The following is a 26,524-nucleotide window of genomic DNA, read 5'->3' on the forward strand; positions in this document are numbered from 1 at the left end:
ATGTTAACACCAGAAGATAACCAGTTACTAACTCAAACAGATGCAGGAACACCGATGGGTGACGTGTTTCGGAGATATTGGATACCAGCACTTCAAACAGAGGAGCTGGTAAGTGACGGCAAGCCACAACGCGTGAAGTTGCTAGGTGAAGACTTAGTCGCGTTTCGTGACACAGAAGGTAAGGTGGGCCTCATAGATGAGCGGTGTCCACACCGTGGCACTTCACTTTACTATGGAATTAACGATGGTTGCGGTCTTAGATGTATGTATCATGGTTGGAAGTTCAATACGGATGGAGAATGTATGGAGATTCCTTCGGAACCGACTGATGGAAAGTTCAGAGAATCGATTCAATTAACGAGTTATCCCACAAAAGAAGTAAGCGGAATTATTTGGACGTACATGGGACCTAAAGAATCGGAACCTGCTTTCCCAGATTTCTATTGGATGGGTCTTCCGCGGGAAAACAATTTGGTAGAACGGGTATGGCAGGAATGTAACTATGCACAAGCGATGGAAAATGATTTAGATTTTGTTCATGCGGCATTTTTGCATAAAGCACATGCAACACAAGAAGTAGAAGACGGAATTTTAAGTAGTGATTTAGGTATCGATCCAAATCATCCACTTGTAAAAAATCCTCCTGTAAAACAATCAGTACAAGACACGAACTACGGGAAGCGATGCATCGCAGTTGGAATTGGAACAGAAGAAGAGAATGCTTTTATGGAGATTCATTACATTTTCCCGTTCTACACATATCCGCCACGCTTTGGTGGAGAAGACGGCATGTGGCATGCCTTTGTTCCGCGGGATGACCATAGTACGTGGACGTGGGATGTGCAATTCGCACATGATCGGAAGATTGACGTGGAAGCCCAACATGCCCGCCGTGGTTTGAAATTGGATGAAGATCTTAGAAAAGTTGTCAATTCAGACGTCGAATACAATCAAGACCGGAACTTGCAAAAGACTGGTAATTTCACAGGTATTCGCGGGATTGCCAACCAGGATCATGCAGCTACAGAAACAATGGGGACAATTGTAGACCGTACACGGGAACGATTGGGAACAAGTGACTTACCGATTATTCATATGCGTCGCATATTACTACAACAAGCAAAGGCCTTCCAAGAGGGGCAAGATCCGCTGTCATTGGAAAACAAATCACTAAAAACGTTGTATAGTGAAGGGCTTTATGATGATAATGCGAAAAAGTGGCAGGAAGCATTTCCATTAAAAGAGCAGTTTGAAAAGAAAAAACAGGTAGTAGAACAACAATGAATATAAAGCATTACGAGGGATATACGTCATTTAGCTATCTAAAAGCAAACAAGGACTATAAATGGTATAATTTGGCAACCGAATTAGACCGTACTCCTGCTTATTCTCTTCATCTAACAGTAGAAGAAGAGAATAAGCTAAATGAAATCATGAATGGGAAGCCAATTGTTTCACTAAGAGATCATGGGTTTGTAGTACCTGAAGATTATGAAGATATTTTGCCTTACTGCGGGGAATTACATACCTTTTTCCACTATGAAGGAATTGCGAAATCGGGAATCGATATCATTTTTGAGAATTTTATGGATGGTATTGCAACCATTACTTCAAAAAATGGTTTGAAGTGGGATGATGTTATTTATCTACTAGGTATGAGATATGCAGACATTCAACGTCAAAGTACAGTTTTCATTGCACGGTCCTATAATGATTTAACGAAGGCGAAGCAATTGAAACAAACGGCACTTTTGCCTTCTTTAGAGGCGGCAAGCATCTTAGAGAATGAGTTAGATCGTGTAGATATTCTCTATGGCTTTGGTATTCGATGTATGGGCATCACTTATAACGAGGCAAATACACTTGGTTCAGGACTTATTGAGCAACGTGATGGTGGATTAACGAACTTTGGACGTCGTGTGGTTGAGAGAATGAACACATTAGGTATGATAATTGATATTTCTCATTGCGGTGACCAAACAAGTTTAGATGTAATTGCAGAAAGTCGGGACCCTGTTTTCATGACTCATGCAGGAGCACGTGCATTATGGAATACACCAAGAATGAAACCAGATAATGTGTTACAAGCGTGTGCTGAAAAAGGTGGCATCATCGGGGTTTGTGCTGCGCCAAACACAACGTTAACAAAACGTTCACCTAAACATTCTATACAATCAGTAATGGAACATTTTGAGTATCTTGTCGGTTTAGTCGGGATAAATCATGTTGGTTTTGGCCCAGATACATTCTTTGGAGATCATGTTGCCTTACAACATGCATTTGACGATATATTGGGGATTTCAGCCTCGCATAGCGGAGAAGTATTTAAAGAATCACCTTATGTTGAAGGACTTGAAAATCCGGTAGAAGCTGTAAAGAATATGATTAGTTGGATGATAAAACAGAATTATTCAATTGAAGATATCACTAAAGCTTCTGGTCAGAATGCTATGAGAGTTATGAAGGAAATACTAATTTAAAGTAACGTAAGAACACATCAAATGTGATTAGCAGTATATAATTCTAAACTGATTAAATGAAGATAGGGGGTAATGTAACTGTGCAAAAAAATGCGGTAAATCAAGTAGTCGTTGTAACAGGTGCTGCCCAAGGGTTAGGTCTTGCCATTGCCCAAAAATTTCTTTTGGAAGGGAAGCATGTTGTTTTTATTGATGTAAATGGAGAATTATTAAATGAAGTAAAGAATATGGATCCATTAAACCAGTACGAATCTTCTAAAATGATGTTTCTTACTGTTGATGTATCAAATGTAAGCGCAATCAAAGAAAGTGTACAAACGATAATGGAGCGTTGGGGTAGAATTGATGTGTTAATAAACAACGCAGGTGTTCGAAAAGAAACTTCTGTCGAAAATATTACAGAGGATGAATGGAATTTAATATTGTCAGTGAATCTTGGGGGGACATTTTTCTACTCTCAGGCTGTACTAGATACAATGAAACAACAAAAGAGTGGTCGTATTATTAATATTTCATCTTTTGGGGGACAAGCAGGTCCGGTTACGTCGGGAGCACATTATTGCGCTTCAAAAGCAGGTCAAATTATGCTTACAAAATCCTTTGCGAGATCAGTGGCTGGTCAAGGTATCACGGTTAATGCAGTTGCACCAGCAGCTATTCAGACTCCTGAAATGGACAATATTGATCCATGTAAATTGGAGAAAATGAAAGAGAGTATACCAGTTCAAAGATTTGGTAAAGCAGAGGAAGTTGCCAACATGGTTTCATACCTTGCATCAGATACTGCTGGTTATATAACGGGTTCTACGTTTGATATTAATGGCGGGTTATTAATGAGGTAAGTATGTTTATACACTAAAAGGAGCTGGAGAAATTGAAAAAAATTGTACACGGAGCACCACAAATACCTAATCCACTACGAGTCTTCATTACATTTGAATCAACTGGATGGTTCGATACCACACAGGAACAAAAGGAACAAGAACTTTTACCCATACTAAAATCTATTATAAAAGAATGGGAAAGTAATGGATCGGAATTATTAGGGACATTCGATCGTGATATTTTAACGGCTGGGCACGCTGGACCCAACCATTGGCATGCATGCTTCCTATATAATGTGCCTGATTTACAAACGGTAACAAATATGACACATTCATTTCGCAATGCAGGCATAGATCGATATTTCCGACTTGAAGCATCAATTGGTCGACCATTTTTCTTAGTAGAAAATCAATAAGAAAGCGAGTTTAAGTTCTCTAGTACTACTTAAAAGGGGAGTGGAAGAATGAGAAGGTTACTTATTTCAATGTCTTTATTTCTGTCGATCATTACTTTGGCTGCATGTGGCGGAAATGAAGGGAAAGCAGATACGAAAAATGATGAGGAGATCATTAAACTGAGTTATGCTTTTTTTGCACCACCTAACACATTTCCAGCTGTTCAAATGGAAGAGTGGAAAAAACGTCTCGAGGATAGAACAGATGGAAAAGTCCAAGTTGATTTATTTTCCGGTGGAACTCTATTGGAAGCCAATAATATGTATGACGGAGTAGAAAATGGTACAGCCGATATAGGGTTAACTTCTACATCGTATGAACCAGGGAGATTTCCACTTTTATCAATATCAGATATGCCGTCTGGATATAAAAATGCAACTGTTGCCAGTAAAGTAACTGCTGAACTTGTTAATAATTATCCGCCAGAGGCACTTGATAACTTTAAAATCATCACTACGTTTGCTACTGAACCAGCATATATACAAAGTAAAAAGCCTATAAAGTCTTTACATGACTTAAAAGGAAAACAGCTCCGTATAGCTGGTGCTCTTGCGCCAATTATGTCGGAACTTGGAGCTGCACCTGTAGGAATGTCTCAAGCGGAAGTACCAGAAGCATTGCAAACAGGAATTGTCGAAGGTTATGTATCTTCCAGAGAGATACTTAAAGATTCAAAATTAGCGGAGATAGTTGAATATGTTACAGACTATCCATTAGCACTAAATACATTTATTGCTGTCATGAACAAAAATAAGTGGGATTCACTTCCGAAGGACATTCAAGCAGTGATTGAGGAACTGAATGTCGAGATGACTGAATTTACTGGAGATTACTTAGATAATCATGTTCGTGAATCCTTAGAATGGAGTATAGATTCCGAGGGGTTGGAAGTTGTTGAATTATCAGAAGAAGAGAAAAAGAAATGGGATAAAAAGCTTAGCGATATGCAAAAAGAATTTGTTGAAGAAGTACAAAAAGAAGGTCTTCCAGCAGAAGAGTACTTGGAGGAGATGGAAGGGTTAATCGAGAAATACAATAACGCTGATTGAGTTATTCCTTAGATATGGAGGTTCAAGAATGAGAAACGAGCAAATAATAGAATTCGATATTGAAAGCACTTCATTCCCAAGAGACATCCCTCAAGAAAAAGTAGTTAATACATCAAACCTGTTTATTAAGACTACTGACTATTTAAACCGATTTCTAGCTGTTGTTGCTGGCATTGCTTTAATATCGATGATGTTATTAATTGTATTTAATTCTATTAAGCGTATGTTCTCGGATCCAATTGCAGGAACAGTCGAGATTGTCAGTTGGCTTGGAGCGGTTACAGGTATTTTTGCTCTAGGTTATACACAATTAAATAAAGGACATGTCTATATTGATATGTTGTTGGATAAGTTTCCATCTATTTTACAGAGAATCATTCATACCTTTATGAATGTTATAAGCATTTCCTTTTTTCTAATGGCGGCTTGGCAACTTTTACTTTTTGGTATCAACCTGGGAGACAACGGTGTAGTATCCCAAACAATACAATTTTCATTTTATCCAATTGTAATCTTAAGTTCTATTGGATTCATAGGATTAGTCTTAGCAATTGTGAAGGAAACAATTTTGTTATGGAAGGAGGCATCCTGAAATGGATATGAATCTTTTAGCGATACTGGGAATCCTGACATTATTCATATTTATGTTTTTACGGATGCCAATAAGTTTTACGATGTTTATTGTTGGCTTTATAGGACTGATAGTAGCTGTCTCACCTAAGGCGGCATTTAATGTTTTAAGCGCTGATTTATGGAATCAGTTTTCTAGTTACTCACTAAGTGTTATTCCGCTTTATATTTTAATGGGAGAAATTGTGTTTAGAACAGGGATTACAGAGAAAATGTTTGAGTCGGCGTATAAATGGGTTGGACATTTTCGTGGTGGAATGGCAAGTACAACTATTTTAGCAAGTGCAGGGTTTGCATCTATCTGTGGATCCAATTCAGCAACGGCTGCAACAATGGGAACGATGGCTCTCCCGGAACTTGAAAAATATAAGTATGATAAGGCACTTAGTACCGGAAGCGTTGCAACGGGAGGAACACTTGGTATTATTATCCCGCCAAGTACAGTACTAATCGTTCTTGCCTTACAAATGGAAGTATCGGTCAGGGAACTATTTGTAGCGAGTATAATCCCTGGTATTTTCTTAACAACACTCTTGATTACAACAGTTGTCTACCTTTGTGCAAAGTCACCAACACTTGGACCAGCTGGTGGAAAATCTAGCATAAGGGAAAGACTCCTATCTTTGGTAGGTGTTATTCCTGTTGCGGGATTATTTGTCTTTGTTATCGGTGGTTTATTTTTTGGGTTTTTCACACCGACTGAATCCGGTGCATTCGGTGCATTCGGTGCAATTGTTATTTCCTTATTAATGGGAAAGATGACAAGAGGAAACTTTCTTGAAGCGATGGCAGGTACTCTCCGATCATCTGCAATGGTATTAATGCTCGTAGTAGGAGCTATGGTGTTCGGTAGGTTTTTAACAGTTACAAGACTTCCATATACAGTAGCTGAATGGGTGACAAATCTTCCGGTCGCACCAATATTTGTGCTAATTGCTATTTTGATTGTTTATGTCATTGGTGGCTCAATCATGGATGCACTAGGATTTTTAATTATCTCCATTCCAATTTTTTACCCAACCGTATTAGCACTTGGTTATGATCCAATCTGGTTTGCGGTTCTACTCTGTGTAGTGACTAGTATGGGAGCTATTACTCCACCAGTTGGTGTGAATGTCTTCGTAGTACAAGGACTAACCAAGGAGACACCAATCACAACCGTATTTAAGGGCGTTTCATACTTCCTAGTAGCATATGTCGCATTTATAGCGCTATTAATTACGTTTCCACAAATCATATTATTTTTATTATAGTAGGGTTACTTTATTAGTCTAAATATCTTCAGTCTTTTACAAGTGATGCCACGAATATGCATGAAATCAAACCTATTCAAGTTAGCATGTCATAGAAATCGCTAACTTGATGAAAGGAGAATTTTAAGTGAATTTAAACGATTACTTAATTAACATTATTGGAATAGACGAATCAGAAATTTTGTCTAGTGAACCTGCTTTTACTTTTATGCTTGAAAATTTCAAGGAGGATAATGATGAGTGAACTTCTATTTGAAACTATAGAGTCAGTAAGTTCGTTGATTCAAAAGAAAAAAGTCTCTCCAGTAGAATTAACAAAATTAACACTTGCTCGAATCAATGAGTATGATCCTGCCCTAACAGCTTTTATCACAGTGATGGAAGAGGATGCGCTTATTCAAGCAAAAGTACTTGAAAACGAGCTACAAAATGGTGAAATTCGTGGACCTTTACATGGTATTCCTATTGCAGTAAAAGATTTGTTACAAACAGAAGGAGTTCGTACAACAGGGGGGTCAAAAATCTTTCAAAATTGGATACCTGATGAAGATGCCACTGCTGTTCAAAGAATGAAGGAAGCAGGGGCTATTATTATAGGTAAGGCAAATCTTCATGAATTTGCTATGGGGGCGACAACCGAAAATCCTCATTACGGAAATACAAAAAACCCTTGGGATATGACAAAGATACCCGGCGGTTCAAGTGGAGGTTCTGCTGTTGCAACAGCTACAGGGATGGCTTTTGGTTCAATTGGGACAGATACAGCAGGATCTGTTCGGCTACCTGCAGCTATGTGTGGAACGGTCGGATTTAAACCTACTTATGGATTAGTAAGTCGGCATGGGGGCTTTCCATTTAGTTGGTCGCTTGACCATGTTGGACCTATGACAAGAACTGTAAAAGATGCTGCTATTATGCTTGAGGCTATGAAAGGCTATGATCCAAAAGATGACTCTTCAGTTAAGAAAAATCATGTAACTTATTTCAAAGATTCATTAAAGAATTTGAAAGGGATTACACTAGGTTTCTATGAGCCGTATATGTTTTCGGGTATTGATCCAGGTGTAAGGCATGTAATTGAACAAGCTTTTGATCAATTAAAGTTCCTTGGCGCTGAAATAGTTCCAATTGAATTACCTGGGATTAATGAGGCACTTAATAGTTTGAAAACTATTGCTCAATCTGAAGTCGTATCTTTCCATGATCCGTTATTAAAGAAACATGGTGATTTGTACGGAGATGATTTGAAATACCGGTTTCAATTTGGCCGAGATATTTCAGCAACTGATTATATTAATGCCCAGCGCACGCGAAAGAGCTTTGTGCAAAATACGATGAGACAGATGAGTGGAATTGATGGGCTAATCGGACCGACAAACGTCCAATCGCCATTTGAGATAGGTACGATGGTTCCCGAACAGGCAATAAGTAATATGTTTACACTTGGCAAAACACCACTTGCAAATATCTTAGGCTTTCCAGCACTTTCTGTTGCATGTGGATTCACGCAATCGCAACTTCCAGTTGGGCTTCAAATAATCGGAAAGCCATTTTCTGATAAAAAAATACTTGAAATTGGGGACTGCTATGAACGATCACAGCAATGGGTACAGGCTTTGAAAATGAATAGGAACTATATTGGGTAAAGTTAAATTAATTGATTGTGCTAACAAGATTTATTGCTTTGTTGTAATGTAGAAAATTCATAAGTATTCCGAGAGATTGAAGTGCATCAAAAAACGAAAGATTGTAAATAGATTTTCTTAATTCACTAAAAAACCTCTAAAAAACCTCTAAAAAACAATACATATTTAGGAGGTTTTTCAATCTTCGTGTAGTGATGAGTAGTATGAATATGTGAAAGAATCTAGCTTAATTAAACTTATTCATAGCGAGGTAATTGATGTAAAAAGGGGAAGATAAATTTGCTATTGACAATAAACAAGCTTTTAGATTCTATCATGAACTTTATGGCCGTATTGGGTAGGGTTGTAATTGTCATTATTAGTTTGTTAATAATTATAGATATTGTTTCATCCAAATTTTTCAGCTACCAATTCCCTTGGATATTAGAAGTTTCTGAGTATCTTTTAGTTCTATTAACATTTCTTGGCGTGGCCTGGTTATTGAAAGAGGATGGCCATATTAAATTAGATTTACTAATAAACAGACTTGGTGAAAAAAATAGAATACGGATAGAAATTTTGAATTCTTGCATTGGGGCATTGATTTCTTTGGTTATTACGGTATATGGATTATTGGCAACGTGGAACTTATATATGAGAGATATAAAGACAGAGACTATTTTGGAAATACCCCGCTCTTTGCTCATTGTATTAATACCAATAGGTTTTCTATTTGTATTCATACAATTCATCAGAAATCTCTTATCTGCAATAAATAAACTTAAATTTCGAACTGAGAAAAGATAGGAGGTAATTAGATGGAATGGTGGGGTGTTTTGGTACTTGTTTTTAGCAGTATGTTTGTTTTATTTATGATAGGTTTACCAATTGCATTCTCATTTCTAACAATTAATATAGTCGGTGTAATCATATTATGGAATGGGGAAGCTGGTCTCAACCAATTAATTTTAAATATGTTTTCTTCAGTTTCGAAGTTTTCTTTGTTACCTATTCCTATGTTTATTTTAATGGGAGAGATCATGTTTCGAACTGGGTTAGGCTTTAAAGTTTTCGATGCAGTTGGAAAATGGTTTGGAAACTTACCAGGTAGATTAAGTATTGTTGCAGTTGGCAGCGGTACCTTATTTTCAGTGCTTAGTGGTTCAAGTGTAGCAAGCACAGCTTTACTGGGATCATTACTAGTTCCAGATATGCAGAAAAAGGGTTATAGTCCCGCAATGACTGTTGGACCCATTTTAGGTAGCGCGGGTCTTGCAACTATGATTCCACCAACAGCATTAGGTATATTACTTGCTTCTCTTGCGTCAATACCTGTCGGACATTTTTTATTTGCAATTGTAATACCTGGCCTTTTATTAGCGATTATATTTGTATTATATATAGTAATTCGATGTTATTTACAACCAGAGCTAGCCCCTGTTTATGACGTAGAGAAAGTAACTTTGTCTGAGAAGTTAATTGGAACTGTGAAATATATTTTACCGCTTGGCGTGATCGTCTTCTTACTATTAGGAGTTATTATACTTGGATTTGCCACACCAACACAAAGTGCAGTTTTAGGAGCATTGGGGACAATTGTATTGTCTTGTTTCTATGGTGGTTTAACTTGGGGAAAGTTCTGGGATTCTCTAACTGGAACATTAAGGTCCAGTGTAATGATTTTTATGATTATTATTGGTTCTACTACTTTTAGTCAAATTCTGAGCTATACAGGTGTTACACAAGGTTTGGTACAACTGGTTGGAAATTTAGACTTTCAACCAATTATTATATTAATCATTATTCAAGTAGTATTGCTCATACTTGGTTGTTTTATGGAACCTCTATCGATAATGATGATGACTCTTCCAGTACTGATGCCAATTGCAAACTCAATGGGTTTTGATCCTCTATGGTTTGGAGCGATTATGCTTTTGAATATGCAAGTAGCTACGATTACACCACCTTTTGGAATGGATCTTTTTGCGATGAAAGCAGTTATTCCAAAAGACTCTATATCAATAAAAGAGATTTATATAGCGGTTATTCCATTTATTATCTTGAACTTAGCAATAATGGGATTAATGATTATGTTCCCATCATTGACGTTATGGTTACCAAGCTTTGTTAAATAATAAATTTCATAAAAATATATATAATAGGAGACTCAAACACAATGAAAAACTTTAAATTATATCATATGATCTTACCCATTCTACTGCTTTTACTTTTAACGGCCTGCTCTGATAACAATGGAGAGGATAAGGAGAAAGGTGGTAATTCGAAGGGGATGACATTAAATGCTGTAAGTTTTTTGCCAAAAGATCATCCTTTAACTGCTACGCTTCATAATTGGATTGATACGGTAGAAGACGTGACGGATGGTAGAGTACAGGTGAATTGGCGTGGTGGTGCTGATGTAATCCCTATTGGTGAGCAGTTTGAGGCAATGAATTCTGGTGTAATGGATATTAACTTTACGTATATTGGACAATACCAATCACTTGCACCTGAAACACTTAGCATTGCTTTATCGCAATTGACACCGTGGGAAGAAAGAGAAAATGGATTTTATAATCTAATGGATGAACGACATGGAAAACTGAATGTTAAATATATAGGCCGATGGTTAACAGGTTCACCGAGGTTATGGCTAAACGAGCCAATTGATAGCGTTGATGATTTGAAGAACCTACCAATACGGTCAGCTCCAAACTACATTCGTTTTTTTGAAAAGCTTGGAATTAATTCTTCAATGATTGACCCTTCAGAAGTTTATACATCTTTACAAACTGGTGTTGTTGATGGATTTGTGTATGGAGGATTTAATGGACCTAGAAAAGACGGATGGACTGATTCATCTAAGTACGTTTTAGATCACCCATTTTGGACGCAAAACTGTACAATCCTAATGAACGATGATAAATGGAAAGAGATTTCGTCGGAAGACCGCGACGCGATTATTGTGGCGACAGCGAATTATGAAAAAGAAATGGTTGACTATTATGAACAACTAGATAAAGAGGAAATTGCCGAATTAGAAAAAGCGGGCGTTGAACTTTTCAAATTACCTAAAGCGGAAGAAGAGAAGTTCTTAAATTTAGCTTATGATACTGAATGGGAGTACTTAGGCAAAGAAGTACCCGAATTAGAAGAAGAATTAAGAGCGTTAACGATTAAAGAATAATAAATTCTGTCAAGGATAAGTACAAGAGCATGGTCCTTTGAAAGAATAATTTAAGCGAAATAACATCTAACTAATCAATTAGAAACTGATTAGTTAGATGTTACTTGAAGGACAACGTTACGCTTGCAATGTGTCACAATTATTTGTGAGGTGTGTTTTCAATGAGTACTGAAAAATTGTGGACTAGAAATTTTATCCTTATATCTATATTGAACTTTTTTTTTATTATGACGTATTTTGCTTTACTTGTCACATTACCAACAGTCGCAATCTCTCATTATGGCTCGACAGGAACTGTAGCTGGCCTGTTTACCACCATTTATATTGGTGCTGCTATAATTATTAGACCTTTTATGGGACAGTGGATTGAGAGGTATGGCAAACGATTCATGTTGATTTTGTCTTTATTTCTTTTTACCATTGCATCGTTTCTATATAGCTTTTTCGATTCCATTCCCCTGCTTCTTTTTGTACGCTTCATTCATGGTTTAGGGTTTGGAATGGCGACAACCATTACTGTAGCCATTGTAGCTGATATGGTGCCGGAATCTCGAAAAGGGGAAGGCATGGGCTACTTTATCTTGTCGGCTAATTTAGGGATGGTCATTGGACCATTTATTGGTCTTACCATTTTGTCTACATTTAATTTATATGTATTATTTTGGGGAAGTGCTTTTTGTTCTTTAATTTCTTTAGTATTCGGTTTGATGACTCGTCTGCCAAAAGAAAGTCTTGACAGGCATTCCGCTAGTGAAGAGAAAGCACCACTATTTGAAAAATCTGCTTTACGAATTTCTATTACTGGCGCATTTTTTGGTACTGCTTATGCGTCTGTTCTTTCCTTTATGGCAATTTATGCGGTTGAACAAGGATTAGGAACAGAGTCTGGTTACTTTTTTGTGGTTTATGTAGTTGTACTTTTACTGACACGGCCACTAACTAGTCGATGGTATGATCAATATGGCGCCAATGCAATTATTTTTCCATCGATTGTTTCATTTGCAATTGGTATGTTAGTGCTTGGTTTGTCTACTAACGCTGTGTTATTTTTTATAGCGGCTGCTTTTATCGGGGCTGGCTGGGGTACATTATTCCCAAGTTTTCAAACAGTCGTTTTGCAAAACTCTGAACCAAAGCGACGTCCTGTAGCAATGGCTACTTTTCTCTCAATTTTTGATATTGGGATTAGTGGAGGATCATTGTTAGCAGGTGTATTGGTGGGGATTATTAGCTTTAGTTCACTATACATATTCTATTCTATTTATATTTTGTTCGGCCTTGTAGTTTATAATTGGGCACAAAATAAAAAACATTTTATATTAGAAAAAAGAATATATCAATGAATAATAATACTGCTTCACATCTGGTTGATGGAAAGTGCACAGACATATATATTAATTTAATGGTTCTAATTTAAGTCCTTATGAAACTTAATATTGTTAGAATAGAGGTTAGATTACAACGGCTTCTAACTGAATGATTTTAGTTTTATAGTATGCGTGTAATCTACTGTGTTAGAAATATGAATTGAAAATGATTAGATAAAACGTAGTTAGATTTCGTGAACCAAATGCACTGCATTACAGCTTAAGCAGACATAGATTGGGTTGGATATCTAGCTGAATTTTAAAGACGATAGATTTTGTTATTAAAAAAGTAAAATAATTCCCAATCAAACTCCATATACTATACCGCTCAGACTTAAGTCTGGTATACACTTCAGTCATATGGTGGACTCAACTTTATTGAGTTGCGCTTATACTAGAGTAAAGGGGTGCCTATATGCGGAAAATACTCGGAGTCTTTGTAGGAGTAGTACTGTTAGGTGTGGTTAGCGTTTGGTCATATGACTGGATGAAATCGGAGAGGGTTTCTGGTGCATTATTAATCGAAAAGGATAATGCGAAATCATTGGATGTGGCAATCCGTTTTGGTGCTGGTAATCTTCTAATTGAAGGCGGTGCGACGCAATGGGTGGAGGGGGACATTGATACGAATGTGAAAAAATGGTATCCATCCGTTACGTATAAGAATAAAAGAGATGCCGGATATGTAGAGATTCAGCAGAAAATGAAAGGTTTTTCAGCTCTGCGGAAGCAACGAAACGATTGGAATATTCAACTGACAAATGAAATACCTGTAAATCTGAATGTCGATATGGGGGTATCTGATTCAGTACTAAGATTGGCAGGAATCCATCTCAATCATGTATCAATAGATGCTGGGGTGGGGGATACGACGATCAATCTAGGCGGCGAATGGAAGGATAGCTTTGATGTGGACATCAACCTAGGAGTGGGCGATGCGAAGGTTCACTTACCTAAAGGGACTGGAGTTAAATTATCTGTTTCAAAAGGTATAGGTAGCGTCGGGACAAAAGGTTTAATTGCTAAAGGCAAAGGCATCTATGTAAATGAAGCATACGAGCACTCGGATACTACCATTCAGTTGAAAGTTGACGTCGGTGTAGGTGGCGTGGATTTCATACTTGTTGAGTAGGGGGTATTTTACAAATATCCAATGTGAGTGCAACAGAATGTATTTGCGAAGTACTAAATTCTAATACTAGATCCTAGCTATGAAACAATATGATATTATTCCATAGCTAGATACCTCACCTGCACTCATTCATGTTTATTCTCTAATGAAGTAGCCAAAAATGTCTTTTTCACGTTGAATTAAATAGATAATTACAGATAAGAAAATTTTGCAATATATAAGGACACTGGTTTCGATGATACCTGTACTTATCGAGTGGAAGTCTATTAAACATTAAATGTTTTCCAAGATAAAGGGTTACGAAGATATAGCGCGTAGTGGAATAACGAAGAGTAATGTAATTAACCGCTAATCATTGGATTAGCGGTCTTTGCTTGTTTTAATACATTTTCTAAACATCATGAAAAGGCACGAGGGACATTTGCTCAAATGAAATGCAGACGGGATGGGTAAAATACCCAGTGGTGTTTTATTGGAGAGGCTATACAAAAGCGCTCTTTACATATTTAGTAACCTTTGAAATTAAAGGAGGTTCATATCGTATCATAGAGGAGACGAGCGAGACATTACATATGTCTTCAGTGATAAAATAACTAGAATGAGAAATTATAGTCTAAATTTTCAGGGTAATTATTAACCAAGCATTGACAAAGCTGATGAAAAGTGTGAATAATAGCAAGTAAGTCCGTATAGGTGCTCAAGTCTAGTTAGTAAAATGCAAGTTTTAGTGATGAATCTGAAGACAAGAAATATAAAAATCGCTAAACTTTGTTGTGATTTGTTGAAGTTAATAATCTGAAAAAACAAGTGTAACATTAAGTAAAATATTTTATTCTTTGTAAGCGTTTTCAATGTATATTTTATTATTGTATTTTATGGCAAAATACTAAGGGATATGAATCGCTTCGATGTGAAAAATATTTTAGATAAAAAATATTACTAAAGGAACTCAATAGATCCGAAAAGTTCTAGGAAAAAATATAAAGTTGCAATTACAGGGAGGAGCTTGCTAGGATGCTTTTATCGGTCAAGGAAATTTTAGAATCTCGCTTACTTCAGTCCGCCATTTTAAAAACGGGTAAAGAATTTATTGCTGACAGATCGGTCGAATGGGTCTCGGTTATTGAAAGTCCTGTTGAAAATTTTGTCAGGAAGAATGAATTTGTACTCAGTACAGGAATTGGCTGCCATGAAAAGACAGAGGAGTTTATGTCATTTGTTAAGGATGTATATGACTCGGGAGCATCGGCTTTCGTAATTGCTACAGGTAGATATGTTTTTGAAATACCAGAAGAAGTTATACGATTTGCTGAGGAAAGAGAGTTTGTCATCATTGAACTCCCTTGGGAAATCCGCTTTTCGGATGTTGTCCATGAGGTCATGACTAAGTTGAATGAACTGCAACGTCAGGATAGAGGGCGTTCCAAAGATATACAACAATATTTGATTCAAAAGATTCTTGAAGGGAAAACGTTAGAACACATTACGAAATATATAGAACAAGAATTAGGTCATTCTATACTGATTTGTAATGAGAAAAAAGAAGTGATTGCAGGCGGCGCAAATGCAAATGATGTGTTCGCATTGTGGAAACAAATGAAGAACCAGACATTTATTCGTGAATCACATCATCCTGTGTTCTCGGAGATTAAAAGACTCGAACGTGGTGGTAGGCAGCTCATTCATCTTGATATCCATTCTGATGCTGACCATAAAGGAGACTTTTTCGTATTGACTGAAGTGGGTGAAAGATTGAATGAAGAACAAGAGTCAATTGCTGAGAAAGCTGTAGTTGCGGCTGCCTTGTGGTTCTCGCGTAGCAGTGCGGTGATTAAGGCGGAAAGCCGTATGCAGAATGAATTTTTATTGAACTTGGCTAGGGGAGAAAAGATGTCCGAAGAACATATTTCTTCTCATGCTGAATTTTTCAGATACGATCTTGAACTTCCTTATATATGTATTGTCGGATATCCAGCACATCTAAAAGAATTGATCAATCGAGATGAAGTGCATGCCCAATCAAAAAAAGTAAACTTGGAACGAATGAGCATTTATATTAGAGAAGGGATGCTATATGCTGCTGAGAATATTCAGCGTCAATTACTTTTTTCATTTGAAAATGATGAAGTGATTGTATTTCTAGAAACTTCGAACAGTGTAACGTCTGATACGGTTCATCAGTTCCTGGACTTAGTGGAAAGAAGATTCCATCACCTATTGCCCGGTGTTACGTTCACTTGGGGGATAGGAAAAGAAAAAGATGGAATTTGGAAGTTTTCAGATAGTTTTCAAAAAGCACAAGCGGCATTGGAAATGGGGAGAAGTCAAAGAGGTACAGGAAAGAGACTCGACTTTGATGAAACACAGATTAGTCGCTTGCTTTTGAGTTTAGCAATCAATGAAGAGGTCCAAGATATTACTCTATCTACCATATCAGCCCTAGTTAAATATGATGAAAAAAGAGATATGGATCTTATCAACACATTTATTGCGTATAACTATAACAACGGTAACGTGAGCCAAACAGCCCGGGAGATGAATCTTCATCGTCAATCTCTATTATACCGGTTACGAAAAATAGAAACGTTGACGAATTTATCTCTGGAAGATCCTGACGATTTATTCTTACTCAACTTCAGTATTAGAGTATGGTCAACAGGTGTTATCAAAATTGAAGACAACTCCGCTTTAGCCTAATGAAATAGGAAGGAATCGAAAATAATTCATTTTCGATTCTTTTTTTATTTTCTAGTTTATTAAAAGTGTATGAAAAGTTATCTGAAAGTTCATACAAAAGTGAAGATGAATTTCAAGTAGTAAGAATCTATAATAAAAATCAACAACAGATACTAACAACCAATGAATATTCAATATTAAAAACCAAAAGTGATCTAAAGTACACAAGAATATATTACTGAAGTTGAATAGGAGGAAATCAAATGTTGCCATTTAGTTTGAAAGAATATAAGGATCGGTTGGAGCGGACGAAGACTAGAATGCTGGAACAAGGTATTGAAGTACTATTAATTACGAATCCTGCAAATATGAATTATATTTCTGGCTATGATGGCTGGTCCTTCTATGTCGATCAAATGTTAATCGTCATTATTGATGAAGAACAACCGATTTGGATCGGAAGAAAAATGGATGCAAAAGCGGCTGAAGCTACAACGTGGCTATACAAGGATAATATTATTTCTTACCCTGAAGATCATGTGCACTCCGATTCTAAACATCCTATGGATTTCATAGCAAAGATCTTAAAACAAATTGGTCAATCAAATAGAAGAATGGGAGTAGAAATGGGTTCGTTTTATTTTTCAGCGCTAGCTTATGAAAAACTCAAGCAAAATTTGCCCAACGTCCAATTCTTAGACGTAACCCTTCTGGTGAATCATGTCCGTATTATAAAATCGGAAAAGGAAATTGAATATATGAGAAGGGCTGCTAAAATTGCTGGTCTTGGTATGAATGCAGCAGTTCAATCCATTCAGGAAGGTGTCAGGGAATGTGACGTGGCAGCAAATATATATAAGGATTTGATTAGCGGGACAACAGAATACGGGGGAGATTATCCATCAATTGTCCCTTTGTTACCGGCGGGAAAGAATACGGCAGCTCCTCATCTAACATGGACAGATAGAAAATATGCTCACAACGAGATGGTAATCATTGAATTAGCAGGTTGTCATCAACGTTATCATTCGCCACTTGCGAGAACGGTTTGTATTGGAGAGCCGACTGAGCAGGCATTGGATACATCTAAAGTAATGTTAGAGGGTATGAACGCTGCGCTAGACGCAGTTAAACCTGGCGCAACTTGTGAAGAAGTTGAACGCGCTTGGAATTCTGTCATCTCAAAGTATAACATTAGTAAGGATTCTAGGATTGGCTACTCCGTAGGATTGAATTATCCGCCAGATTGGGGCGAGCATACGGCAAGTATCCGTAAAGGTGATTTAACGGTATTACAGCCGAATATGACCTTCCATTTAATTCCTGGACTGTGGTTTGAAGATTATGGAGTGGAGATTAGCGAATCTATCAGAGTAACAGAAACAGGCTGTGAAGTGTTAACGGATTTTAATAGAAACTTAATTATAAAAGATCATTTGCAAATAGTCATCTAAAATTAAGAATAGAGTGACCTTTTGAGTTGGTAAAAATGAGTTATTTGCTTGTTTGTGCGATTTTGTTAAAACTATTATTTGAAAGCGCTATCAAAAGGTGATGAAAAGTAATTTTCTTTAAGTAAAATGAATGGATGTTTTCTAATAGTAAATCATTCGGTTTAGGGGGATTTATATGCCGGTAGAAATAGAAAATCTATCAGTTACTACAAGCTTGGAACAACAGTTGATCAAATGGCGGCGGCATATTCACAAGTATCCAGAACTCAGTTTCGATGAATATAAAACAGCACACTTTGTCGCAGAGTCGTTAAGAGCAATCGAAGGGATTACTGTTCAGACTAACGTCGGGAAGACAGGAGTCGTGGCGACGATTTCAACTGGTGAAGGCCGGACAGTTGCGATTCGTGCAGATATGGATGCGTTGCCAATAGAAGAGAAAACGGGTCATGACTTTCAATCTGAGCATCATGGTGTAATGCATGCTTGCGGGCATGATGCTCACACTGCGATTTTGCTTGGCGTAGCTCAAGTTCTGGCAGCGAAATGCTCGGAAGGTTTGTTTCAAGGAACTGTAAAATTGATCTTTCAGCCTGCCGAAGAAGCTACTGATGAAGAAGGTTTATCAGGTGCACCGAGAATGATTGAAGAAGGCGTTTTAGAAGATGTTGAATCTGTCATTGCGCTTCATGTCTGTCCATGGCATCCTACAGGCACAATCCAAGTGAATGATGGCTACAGTATGGCGAATGTAGATGTTTTCCGCGCAAAGATTAGAGGCACTGGTGGTCATGGTGGGTATCCACATATGGGAACGGATCCTGTTTGGATGCTTGGTGCTATTTTGCCAGCCTTTTATGGAGTTAGTTCCCGAACGATTTCTCCCTTGGAAACAGTTGTCGCCAGCATCGGTGAAATCCACACAGGGGCGGCAAGTAATGTAATCCCGCAGGAGATTGCTGTAACTGGAACTATGCGGACATATTCAAAAGAGGCCAGATATAAATTAAGTGCGGAAATTGAAAAAACATTTAAACTGGCTGAAGCATTTGGCGGTTCGTACTCATTCGAAGTAGATCGCGGTGAGCCGGCATTAAATAATAATCGCACCGTCAATACTCTTATTAAGCAAACCGCAAAAGATTTATATCCGACTATTCAAATTGAAGAAGAAAGATTTGGCCTTGGTGGTGAAGACTTTGGCTATATGACACAGAAAGTCCCTGGCTCAATGTTTTTCCTTGGATGCGCATTGCCAGATGGAATCAGCCGAGATTTGCACACGAATATATTCGATATCGATGAACGTTGCATGTTAGTAGGCGTAAATATCTTGGTGGAGTCCGCTATCAAATTGCTGAAGGTGGAAGACGGTGAAATATAATCATTTTGGAGGTATAACATAATGACAATGAAAACAACAATGCCTGGAAAACCAATGTTTATAGCTGGAAAATGGGTTAAGAAAGAAGAAGTGATAGAGGTTCTGAATCCACAAGACAACTCATTTGTTAGTACTGTTCCCTCGGCCTCAAAAGAAGATTTACTGCTGGCTATTGAGGAAGCAAAAGAAGGTGCGAAAACTGCTGCTGCGATGCCAGTTCATCAAAGAATCAGCGTGTTGAACAAAGCAGCAATTTATATCGAAGAAAATAAAGGGGAATACGCGGCTGTCATTGCATTAGAAGGTAGCAAAACAATTCGCGAGGCAACAGCGGAAGTCAAACGTTGTATTCAAACGCTTAGATTAAGTGCTGAAGAAGCGAGGCGCATTAATGGTGAGACCATTTCTTTTGATCAATCAGAAGGAAGTGAAGATCGCGTCGGTTACTATTACCGCTTTCCGATTGGCATAATTGCAGCGATCACACCTTTTAACGATCCATTGAACCTAGTTGCTCATAAGGTGGGGCCAGCCATTGCTTCAGGAAATGCCATCATTGTTAAACCAGCGACAGTTACACCAATCAGTGCGCTTTTGCTAGCTGAAGCATTTGAACATGCGGGCCTGCCTTCCAAGATACTTTCGGTCATCACAGGTAAAGGTAGCGTAATCGGTGATCCATTAGTGACACATCCAGATATTCGAATGGTGTCATTTACTGGGGGTCTGGAAACGGGTGAGGGAATTGCCAGAAAAGCGGGTTTGAAGAAGCTCAGTATGGAACTCGGCTCTAATTCACCAGTCATCGTGTTACGTGATGCGGACATCCTAACAGCTGTCGAGTCTTCAGTATCAGGTGCATTTTATGCAGCAGGACAAAATTGTCTAGGTGTGCAGCGAATTTATATTGAAGAAACGGTCTATGAAACTTTTAGTTCTCTTTTCGTTGAACGTACACGTCAATATAAAATTGGAGATAAGATGCTAGACACAACGGATATGGGTCCTTTGATCAATGAGTCCGAGGCAATTAGGGTAGAAAGCTGGGTAGATGAAGCAATTGACATGGGAGCAAAATTGTTAGCTGGCGGGAAGCGCAATGGTGCATTCTACTCTCCAACCGTGTTAACGGATGTCCCGCCAAATTGTACAATTGCCAAACAAGAAGTATTTGGTCCTGTCGTATTACTGTTTCCGGTTTCCGATCTGGAAATGGCAATCGAGAAATCAAATGACGTGAATTTCGGATTGCAGGCAGGGGTTTTCACAAACGATATAGATCGAGCATTTCAAGCAATTGGGAAGATGGACGTGGGCGGAATCATGATAAATGACAGCAGTGACTATCGCATAGATGGAATGCCATTCGGAGGAGTGAAAGGTTCTGGACTAGGAAGGGAAGGAGTGAAGTTTACTATACAAGAAATGACGGAACCTAGAGTGGTAAGTTTTAAGTTATCGCACAAGCGGCCCACTTAATAGATGAATGAGTATGTTGCCTTTATACCAGTATAGAAACTAAAAAGGAGCAACTATATGAAACCTAAAAGCAATGCGATATATATGAACAGTGTCTTTTGGATATCAGCGATAGTGATTGCATTACTGGTCATTTGGGGAACAGTAGATTCTGCCGGGATGTCCGAATGGGCAGATCTAGCGTACAACTTTACATCAGATGCATTTGGATGGTTTTACCTACTCTCTGTTTTGGCAATTGTATTATTCTGTGCTGGGCTGGCTGTGAGTAAATACGGTCGGATCAGATTGGGCGGGGACCATGAAAAACCGAAATATTCCTACTTTACCTGGATTGGTATGTTATTCAGTACAGGATTTGGAGCAGGCTTAGTGTTTTGGGGGATTGCAGAGCCGATGAGCCATTTTACGAATACGCCAAGTGGTATGGAAGGGTTGTCCCCGGAAGCTGGAAGGCAGGCCATGCAATATTCTTTCTTTAATTGGGGCATTCATCAATGGTCGGTGTTCACGATTGTAGGCTTGACGTTGGCGTATTTCCAGTATCGGAAAAATAGTGGCGGGATGATCAGTGACACATTGAATCCTGTCATTGGCAAGAGTGGCAAGAAGCCATTGAGAAGCGGAATCAATATTTTAGCCGTCATTGCTACTGTGCTCGGTGTTGCAACATCAGTAGGCATGGGAATATTGCAAATAAATGGTGGTTTAAATTATGTATTCGATATACCGCAAAATACTACGTTCTTATTACTCATTACGGGAGGTTTGTTGCTATTATATTTAACTTCCGCATTGACTGGATTGGATAAGGGAATAAAGTTCCTTAGTATATTAAATTTAGTTCTGGCACTAGGTTTGATAGCAGTTATCTTATTTTTAGGGCCTACTAAATTCATATTGGAAGTCTTCGCCTTGGGCATTGGAGATTACATTCAGAATTTCTTTGGCATGAGTCTTGGTCTTTCACCTTATGACGGCAATACTTGGTCTAAGGGATGGACAGTTAACTATTGGGCATGGGTGATTGCATGGTCACCATTTGTAGGTGCATTCATTGCGCGAATTTCAAGAGGCAGGACTATTCGTGAGTTTGTTTTCGGTGTATTGATCGTACCTCCTTTCATTGCCACTGTGTGGATCGCTGTATTTGGTGGAACGGCAATTTATATGGATTTATTCCAAAATACGAACATTGCAGGAGCTGTACAAAATGACGTAACAAGCGCACTGTTTGCTACTTTTGAAAACTTCCCTATGAGTACCTTGCTGTCAGTTGTCTTTATTTTACTAATTATCACATTCCTGGTGACTTCAGCTGACTCCGCTACCTTTGTACTAGGAATGATGACGACGAATGGAAATCAAAATCCTAGTAACATGGTGAAAGCAATTTGGGGAGTGTTAATGTCAGCCATCGTTGCAGTTCTGATTATCAGTAGCGGACTGCAAGGGCTTCAAACGGCTTCATTGGTTGCAGCGCTTCCGCTAACGTTTATCTTATTCCTAATGGGCTTCTCTTTAATGAAGTCTTTGAGGAAGGGGGAGTTAGTTGAAATTGAATCAGAAGAGCATGAAGAAGTTTATGAAGAAGTCTATGAAGAAGTCTATGAAGAAGTCTATGAAGAAGTGGCATCGGACCGATTGGTGACACATCAATCTGCTTCGCAGAATAGTAATCCAGTATTTCGGGACGCCTTGAAAGAAAACATATAAATGTTGTCATAAGCATGTTGGATTTACAGCAATAAGTATTGATCAAATAAAAATATTAATTATATGGAGGAGAACAATATGACGATGAAAACAAAGGAAAACGCACAAGTGAGATATGAGGAATTGGCAGCGATTGATAAGCAACATTTTATGCATCCTACGAGCTCTTTCAAGCAACAACAAGAAAAAGGCCCAGGTTTTATTTTCACAGAAGGTAAAGGGATTTATTTGAAAGACATTAGAGGAAAACAAGTGATTGATGGACTGTCCTCATTATGGAATGTCAATATCGGTCATGGTAGGGAAGAACTTGGTCAAGCGGCAATGGATCAAATGAAAAAATTGGCATTTAGTTCAACCTTCTCCACAAACAGCCATGAACCAGCAATTATGTTGGCAGAAAAGGTGGCGCAAATGACTCCCGGAGATTTAACGATGACTTTCTTTACATCCGGAGGCTCTGATGCGAATGATACAGCATTTAAAACTTCTAGACAGTATTGGAGACTAAAAGGGAAGACTGATAAGAAAAAGATTATTTCCCGTAATAAATCGTATCATGGTGTATCTGTCGGGGCATCGAGTGCAACAGGCTTACCTGGTTTCAGAAACTTCCCTTCATTAGCGCCGGATTTCTATTATGTGGATTCATCAATTCAAGCGCTGAAGGAAATGATTGCACGTGAAGGAGCTGAAACCATTGCGGCCTTTATCTCAGAGCCAATTCAAGGTTCTGGAGGAGTCAATTTACCACCGGAAAATTACTTCAAGGAAGTTCGAGAAATATGTAATCAAAATGAAATTCTATTCATTGCCGATGAAGTGATCACAGGGTTCGGAAGAACGGGTACTAATTTTGGGATAGAGAATTTCGGAGCTGTTCCGGATATGATGGTGATCGCGAAAGGAATTTCAAGTGGTTACGCTCCGATAGGCGGAATGGTCATCTCAGAAAAAATCAAAAATGAATTAATTGAATTAACAGATGGTGTTTATATGCACGGATACACATATAGCGGTCATCCAATGTGCTGCGCTGTCGCATTAAAGAATCTGGAAATTATTGAAGAAGAAAATATGATAGAAAATGTACGAAATATGGGTGCCGAATTACAAAACGGATTTAAATGGTTGGCACAGCGTCATGAGGAAATTGGCAATATTAGAGGAATCGGATTGCTGGGAGCAGTTGAAATATTGAAAGATAAAGAAACTAATACACGCTTCGCTGATCCGGTGTCTGTAAAAGTAGTGGAGGAAGCATTGAACCACGGTCTGTTGGCAAGAAGTATTGTTTATGAAGGTCAGGATACGTTGGCATTTGCTCCTCCGTTCTGTATCAATAAAGAAGAAGTGGAAACCATCATTTCAATTATTGATAAATCACTCACAGAAGTGAAAAAGATAGGCCTCAAGTAAACTATTCAAGTTTGCATGTGGTGTCTGTGGTGGGCCGGGCAGAAATTGCTTATGGCCCAGCCGCATAGTTACCGCACACACAATCAATCAAAAACTGTAGAACAGATACTACTTTTCTAAAGGGGGAAAACAACATGCTAGTTGGTGTACCGAAAGAAATTAAAAATAATGAAAACCGTGTCGCTATGACACCTGCGGGAGTGTTTAACTTATGCTCATCGGGCCATGAAGTAGTTATCGAAACTGGGGCGGGAGCAGGTTCAAGCTTTACAGATGAAGAGTATATCAATGTAGGTGCCAAGATCGTAGCAACTGCAGAAGAAGCCTGGAAAGTAGATATGGTGATGAAGGTAAAAGAGCCGATATCAGCTGAGTATGGCTATTTCCGGGAAGGACTTATTTTATTCACCTATTTGCATCTCGCATCGGATTCAGAACTAACGAAAGAGCTGCTAAATAAAAAAGTAATTGCAATCGCTTACGAAACAGTTCAACTTCCTAACAACACGTTACCTCTATTGGCGCCAATGAGTGAGGTTGCAGGACGCATGGCGACATTAATCGGTGCCCAGTATCTACAACAAACCAATGGAGGTAAAGGGATGTTATTGAGCGGTGTACCTGGTGTATCACGCGGAAGTGTAGCCATCATAGGCGGTGGGCAAGCTGGAACTAATGCTGCCCGAATTGCAGTGGGAATGGGTGCAAGGGTAACGGTTCTAGACTTGTCAGTAGAGCGGCTACGTCAATTAGATGATATTTTCGGAAATGATGTTCAGACACTTGTTTCCAACCCCTTAAACATTGCAGAGTCTGTAAAAAATGCGGATTTAGTTGTGGGTGCTGTGTTAATTCCAGGGACCAGAGCACCGAAGCTTGTATCCGAAGATGTGGTTAAATCTATGAGGCCTGGGTCAGTTCTAGTCGATATCGCAATCGACCAAGGCGGAATTTTTGCAACTTCTAATCAAGTCACGACGCACGATGATCCGATTTACGTCAAACATGACGTAGTTCACTATGCGGTAGCAAACATGCCAGGTGCAGTTCCACAAACATCAACGACGGCATTAACGAATGTAACTGTTCCGTATGCACTCCAAATTGCAAATAAAGGATTTAGATGTGCATGCTTAGAGAACCCTTCTCTTCAAAAAGGAATCAATACATTAGATGGGCATATCACGTATAAAGCTGTAGCAGATGCTTTTGATATGGAGTATGTGTCTGCGGAAATGCTATTGAATCTCGTAGCGGTAAAATGAGGATATACTTTCAAACAAATAATTAAATATATAAATTTACATGGGAAGGCGTAATTGTTCAATCAATTACGTTTTTTTTTCGTGTAGATAGCTTTTGAATTTGAGAATGCACGTCTCCTATGCAAGCCTGCTTTCCATTATATATAATAGAAAGTAGATTAAAAAGTAAATAGTAGTTTATTCTCGAGAATGGAGGGAGAATAGAAATGCAATCAAACACCCAAGTTTATGTAATCACAATTGCAGGAGCAGTCTGTTGGGGATTGATTGGTTTATTCATAGCACCACTATATGCGCGGGGATTTACAGCTTGGGATGTGGTAGCGATTCGAGGGATTTTCAGCTTTGTATTTTTATTTGCTATCATGATGTTATTTTTTCGGGATCAGTTACGGACACGAATAAAAGATCACGTGTTTTTTGCGAGTGCAGGTATTTTTAGTCTAGCGCTGTTTAACTACTTTTATTTCGAAGTGTTTTCACGTTCCAGCTTGTCTCTTGCCGTGACGTTATTATATACGGGACCGTTATTCGTGATGATTCTATCGAAGATCTTCTTTAAGGAATTACTCACTGCACGCAAAGGTCTAGCACTAGTATTTGCTATTGTTGGTTGTGCGTTCGTAGTCGGGCTATTGCCGCTAGGGTCACAGACTATTCCTAGTCAGACACTTTTCATAGGGGTTCTTTCGGGATTTTGTTATGCGCTGTACAGTGTTTTCACCAAGCCGATCACGAAACGTTATTCGGCCCTAACGATTACTACATACACATTCTTGTATATGGCCTTATTCATGTCGCTGACGAGTAATGTATGGCGCAAAGTTGACACATTCCGGTATGTGGACGTCTGGATTTCTGCCCTACTACTGGCACTGATTTCCACCGTTGCAGCATATGTGTTATATACAACGGGTTTGAAATATTTGGAGGCTGGAAAGGCGTCGATTCTCGCAACTATTGAACCGATTGTTGCAGTTTTGGTTGGCGTACTGTTCCTAGGGGATCAACTGCTTCCATTGCAGATACTAGGCATCGCGCTTGTGTTGTATTCAGCTATATTAATAGTGGGTAAGCAAGGAAGAAATGAAAATCATACTTTTGAAAAATAGAACCTACGTAAGAGCT

Annotated in this window: 21 protein-coding genes; all 21 read left to right on the top strand. The window is 38.4% G+C overall.

Features of this window, described 5'->3' with window-relative positions:
* Positions 1 to 1,284 (top strand): Rieske 2Fe-2S domain-containing protein (locus CSV61_RS13910; protein ID WP_083034093.1); only part of this gene is annotated, 1,284 nt, incomplete at its 5' end.
* Positions 1,281 to 2,480 carry a dipeptidase gene (locus CSV61_RS13915; protein WP_099639709.1) on the top strand — a complete coding sequence of 400 codons (1,200 nt, stop codon included), beginning with the start codon at positions 1,281 to 1,283 and terminating at the stop codon, positions 2,478 to 2,480. The genes CSV61_RS13910 and CSV61_RS13915, both read left to right, overlap by 4 nt.
* A gap of 80 nt (positions 2,481 to 2,560) precedes the next feature.
* The gene (locus CSV61_RS13920; protein WP_233193628.1) at positions 2,561 to 3,322 is read left to right on the top strand and encodes an SDR family NAD(P)-dependent oxidoreductase; all 762 of its coding nucleotides are present in this window, start codon (positions 2,561 to 2,563) and stop codon (positions 3,320 to 3,322) included.
* Between the two features lie 32 nt (positions 3,323 to 3,354).
* Entirely contained in the window at positions 3,355 to 3,720 is a 366-nt protein-coding gene (locus CSV61_RS13925; protein WP_083034090.1) for a hypothetical protein, read from the top strand.
* 48 nt (positions 3,721 to 3,768) lie between these two features.
* Positions 3,769 to 4,809, top strand: a complete 1,041-nt coding sequence (locus tag CSV61_RS13930; protein ID WP_099639711.1) for a TRAP transporter substrate-binding protein — start codon at positions 3,769 to 3,771, stop codon at positions 4,807 to 4,809.
* Between the two features lie 28 nt (positions 4,810 to 4,837).
* Entirely contained in the window at positions 4,838 to 5,401 is a 564-nt protein-coding gene (locus CSV61_RS13935) for a TRAP transporter small permease (RefSeq protein ID WP_083034088.1), read from the top strand.
* Position 5,402: 1 nt separating this feature from the next.
* Complete coding sequence (locus CSV61_RS13940) at positions 5,403 to 6,692, top strand: TRAP transporter large permease (RefSeq protein ID WP_083034087.1); 1,290 nt, start codon at positions 5,403 to 5,405, stop codon at positions 6,690 to 6,692.
* A gap of 236 nt (positions 6,693 to 6,928) precedes the next feature.
* A complete protein-coding gene (locus CSV61_RS13945; RefSeq protein ID WP_099639712.1) occupies positions 6,929 to 8,338 on the top strand; it encodes an amidase in 1,410 nt (469 codons plus the stop codon).
* Positions 8,339 to 8,662: 324 nt separating this feature from the next.
* The gene (locus CSV61_RS17375; protein ID WP_369824393.1) at positions 8,663 to 9,124 is read left to right on the top strand and encodes a TRAP transporter small permease; all 462 of its coding nucleotides are present in this window, start codon (positions 8,663 to 8,665) and stop codon (positions 9,122 to 9,124) included.
* A gap of 11 nt (positions 9,125 to 9,135) precedes the next feature.
* The gene (locus tag CSV61_RS13955; protein ID WP_083034084.1) at positions 9,136 to 10,452 is read left to right on the top strand and encodes a TRAP transporter large permease; all 1,317 of its coding nucleotides are present in this window, start codon (positions 9,136 to 9,138) and stop codon (positions 10,450 to 10,452) included.
* Between the two features lie 41 nt (positions 10,453 to 10,493).
* On the top strand, positions 10,494 to 11,504 hold the full coding sequence (dctP, locus tag CSV61_RS13960) for a TRAP transporter substrate-binding protein DctP (RefSeq protein WP_099639714.1): 1,011 nt from the start codon (positions 10,494 to 10,496) through the stop codon (positions 11,502 to 11,504).
* 161 nt (positions 11,505 to 11,665) lie between these two features.
* The gene (locus CSV61_RS13965; RefSeq protein WP_099639715.1) at positions 11,666 to 12,847 is read left to right on the top strand and encodes an MFS transporter; all 1,182 of its coding nucleotides are present in this window, start codon (positions 11,666 to 11,668) and stop codon (positions 12,845 to 12,847) included.
* Between the two features lie 439 nt (positions 12,848 to 13,286).
* Positions 13,287 to 14,003 carry a toast rack family protein gene (locus CSV61_RS13970; protein WP_099639716.1) on the top strand — a complete coding sequence of 239 codons (717 nt, stop codon included), beginning with the start codon at positions 13,287 to 13,289 and terminating at the stop codon, positions 14,001 to 14,003.
* 1,014 nt (positions 14,004 to 15,017) lie between these two features.
* Complete coding sequence (locus tag CSV61_RS13975; protein ID WP_099639717.1) at positions 15,018 to 16,700, top strand: PucR family transcriptional regulator; 1,683 nt, start codon at positions 15,018 to 15,020, stop codon at positions 16,698 to 16,700.
* Positions 16,701 to 16,942: 242 nt separating this feature from the next.
* On the top strand, positions 16,943 to 18,133 hold the full coding sequence (locus CSV61_RS13980) for a M24 family metallopeptidase (RefSeq protein ID WP_083034079.1): 1,191 nt from the start codon (positions 16,943 to 16,945) through the stop codon (positions 18,131 to 18,133).
* A gap of 175 nt (positions 18,134 to 18,308) precedes the next feature.
* Positions 18,309 to 19,517, top strand: a complete 1,209-nt coding sequence (locus CSV61_RS13985) for a M20 metallopeptidase family protein (protein ID WP_099639718.1) — start codon at positions 18,309 to 18,311, stop codon at positions 19,515 to 19,517.
* Positions 19,518 to 19,544: 27 nt separating this feature from the next.
* Positions 19,545 to 20,996 (top strand): aldehyde dehydrogenase family protein, encoded by a 1,452-nt coding sequence (locus CSV61_RS13990; RefSeq protein WP_099639767.1) that lies wholly within the window; start codon positions 19,545 to 19,547, stop codon positions 20,994 to 20,996.
* A gap of 57 nt (positions 20,997 to 21,053) precedes the next feature.
* Positions 21,054 to 22,712 carry a BCCT family transporter gene (locus tag CSV61_RS13995; RefSeq protein WP_099639719.1) on the top strand — a complete coding sequence of 553 codons (1,659 nt, stop codon included), beginning with the start codon at positions 21,054 to 21,056 and terminating at the stop codon, positions 22,710 to 22,712.
* 78 nt (positions 22,713 to 22,790) lie between these two features.
* Entirely contained in the window at positions 22,791 to 24,131 is a 1,341-nt protein-coding gene (locus CSV61_RS14000; protein ID WP_099639720.1) for an aminotransferase family protein, read from the top strand.
* Between the two features lie 134 nt (positions 24,132 to 24,265).
* The gene (ald, locus tag CSV61_RS14005; RefSeq protein WP_099639721.1) at positions 24,266 to 25,396 is read left to right on the top strand and encodes an alanine dehydrogenase; all 1,131 of its coding nucleotides are present in this window, start codon (positions 24,266 to 24,268) and stop codon (positions 25,394 to 25,396) included.
* 206 nt (positions 25,397 to 25,602) lie between these two features.
* Entirely contained in the window at positions 25,603 to 26,508 is a 906-nt protein-coding gene (locus CSV61_RS14010; RefSeq protein WP_199173644.1) for a DMT family transporter, read from the top strand.
* Positions 26,509 to 26,524 lie beyond the last annotated feature (16 nt).

Source organism: Sporosarcina sp. P3 (assembly GCF_002743415.1).
GTDB classification, from domain to species: Bacteria; Bacillota; Bacilli; order Bacillales_A; family Planococcaceae; genus Sporosarcina; species Sporosarcina ureae_A.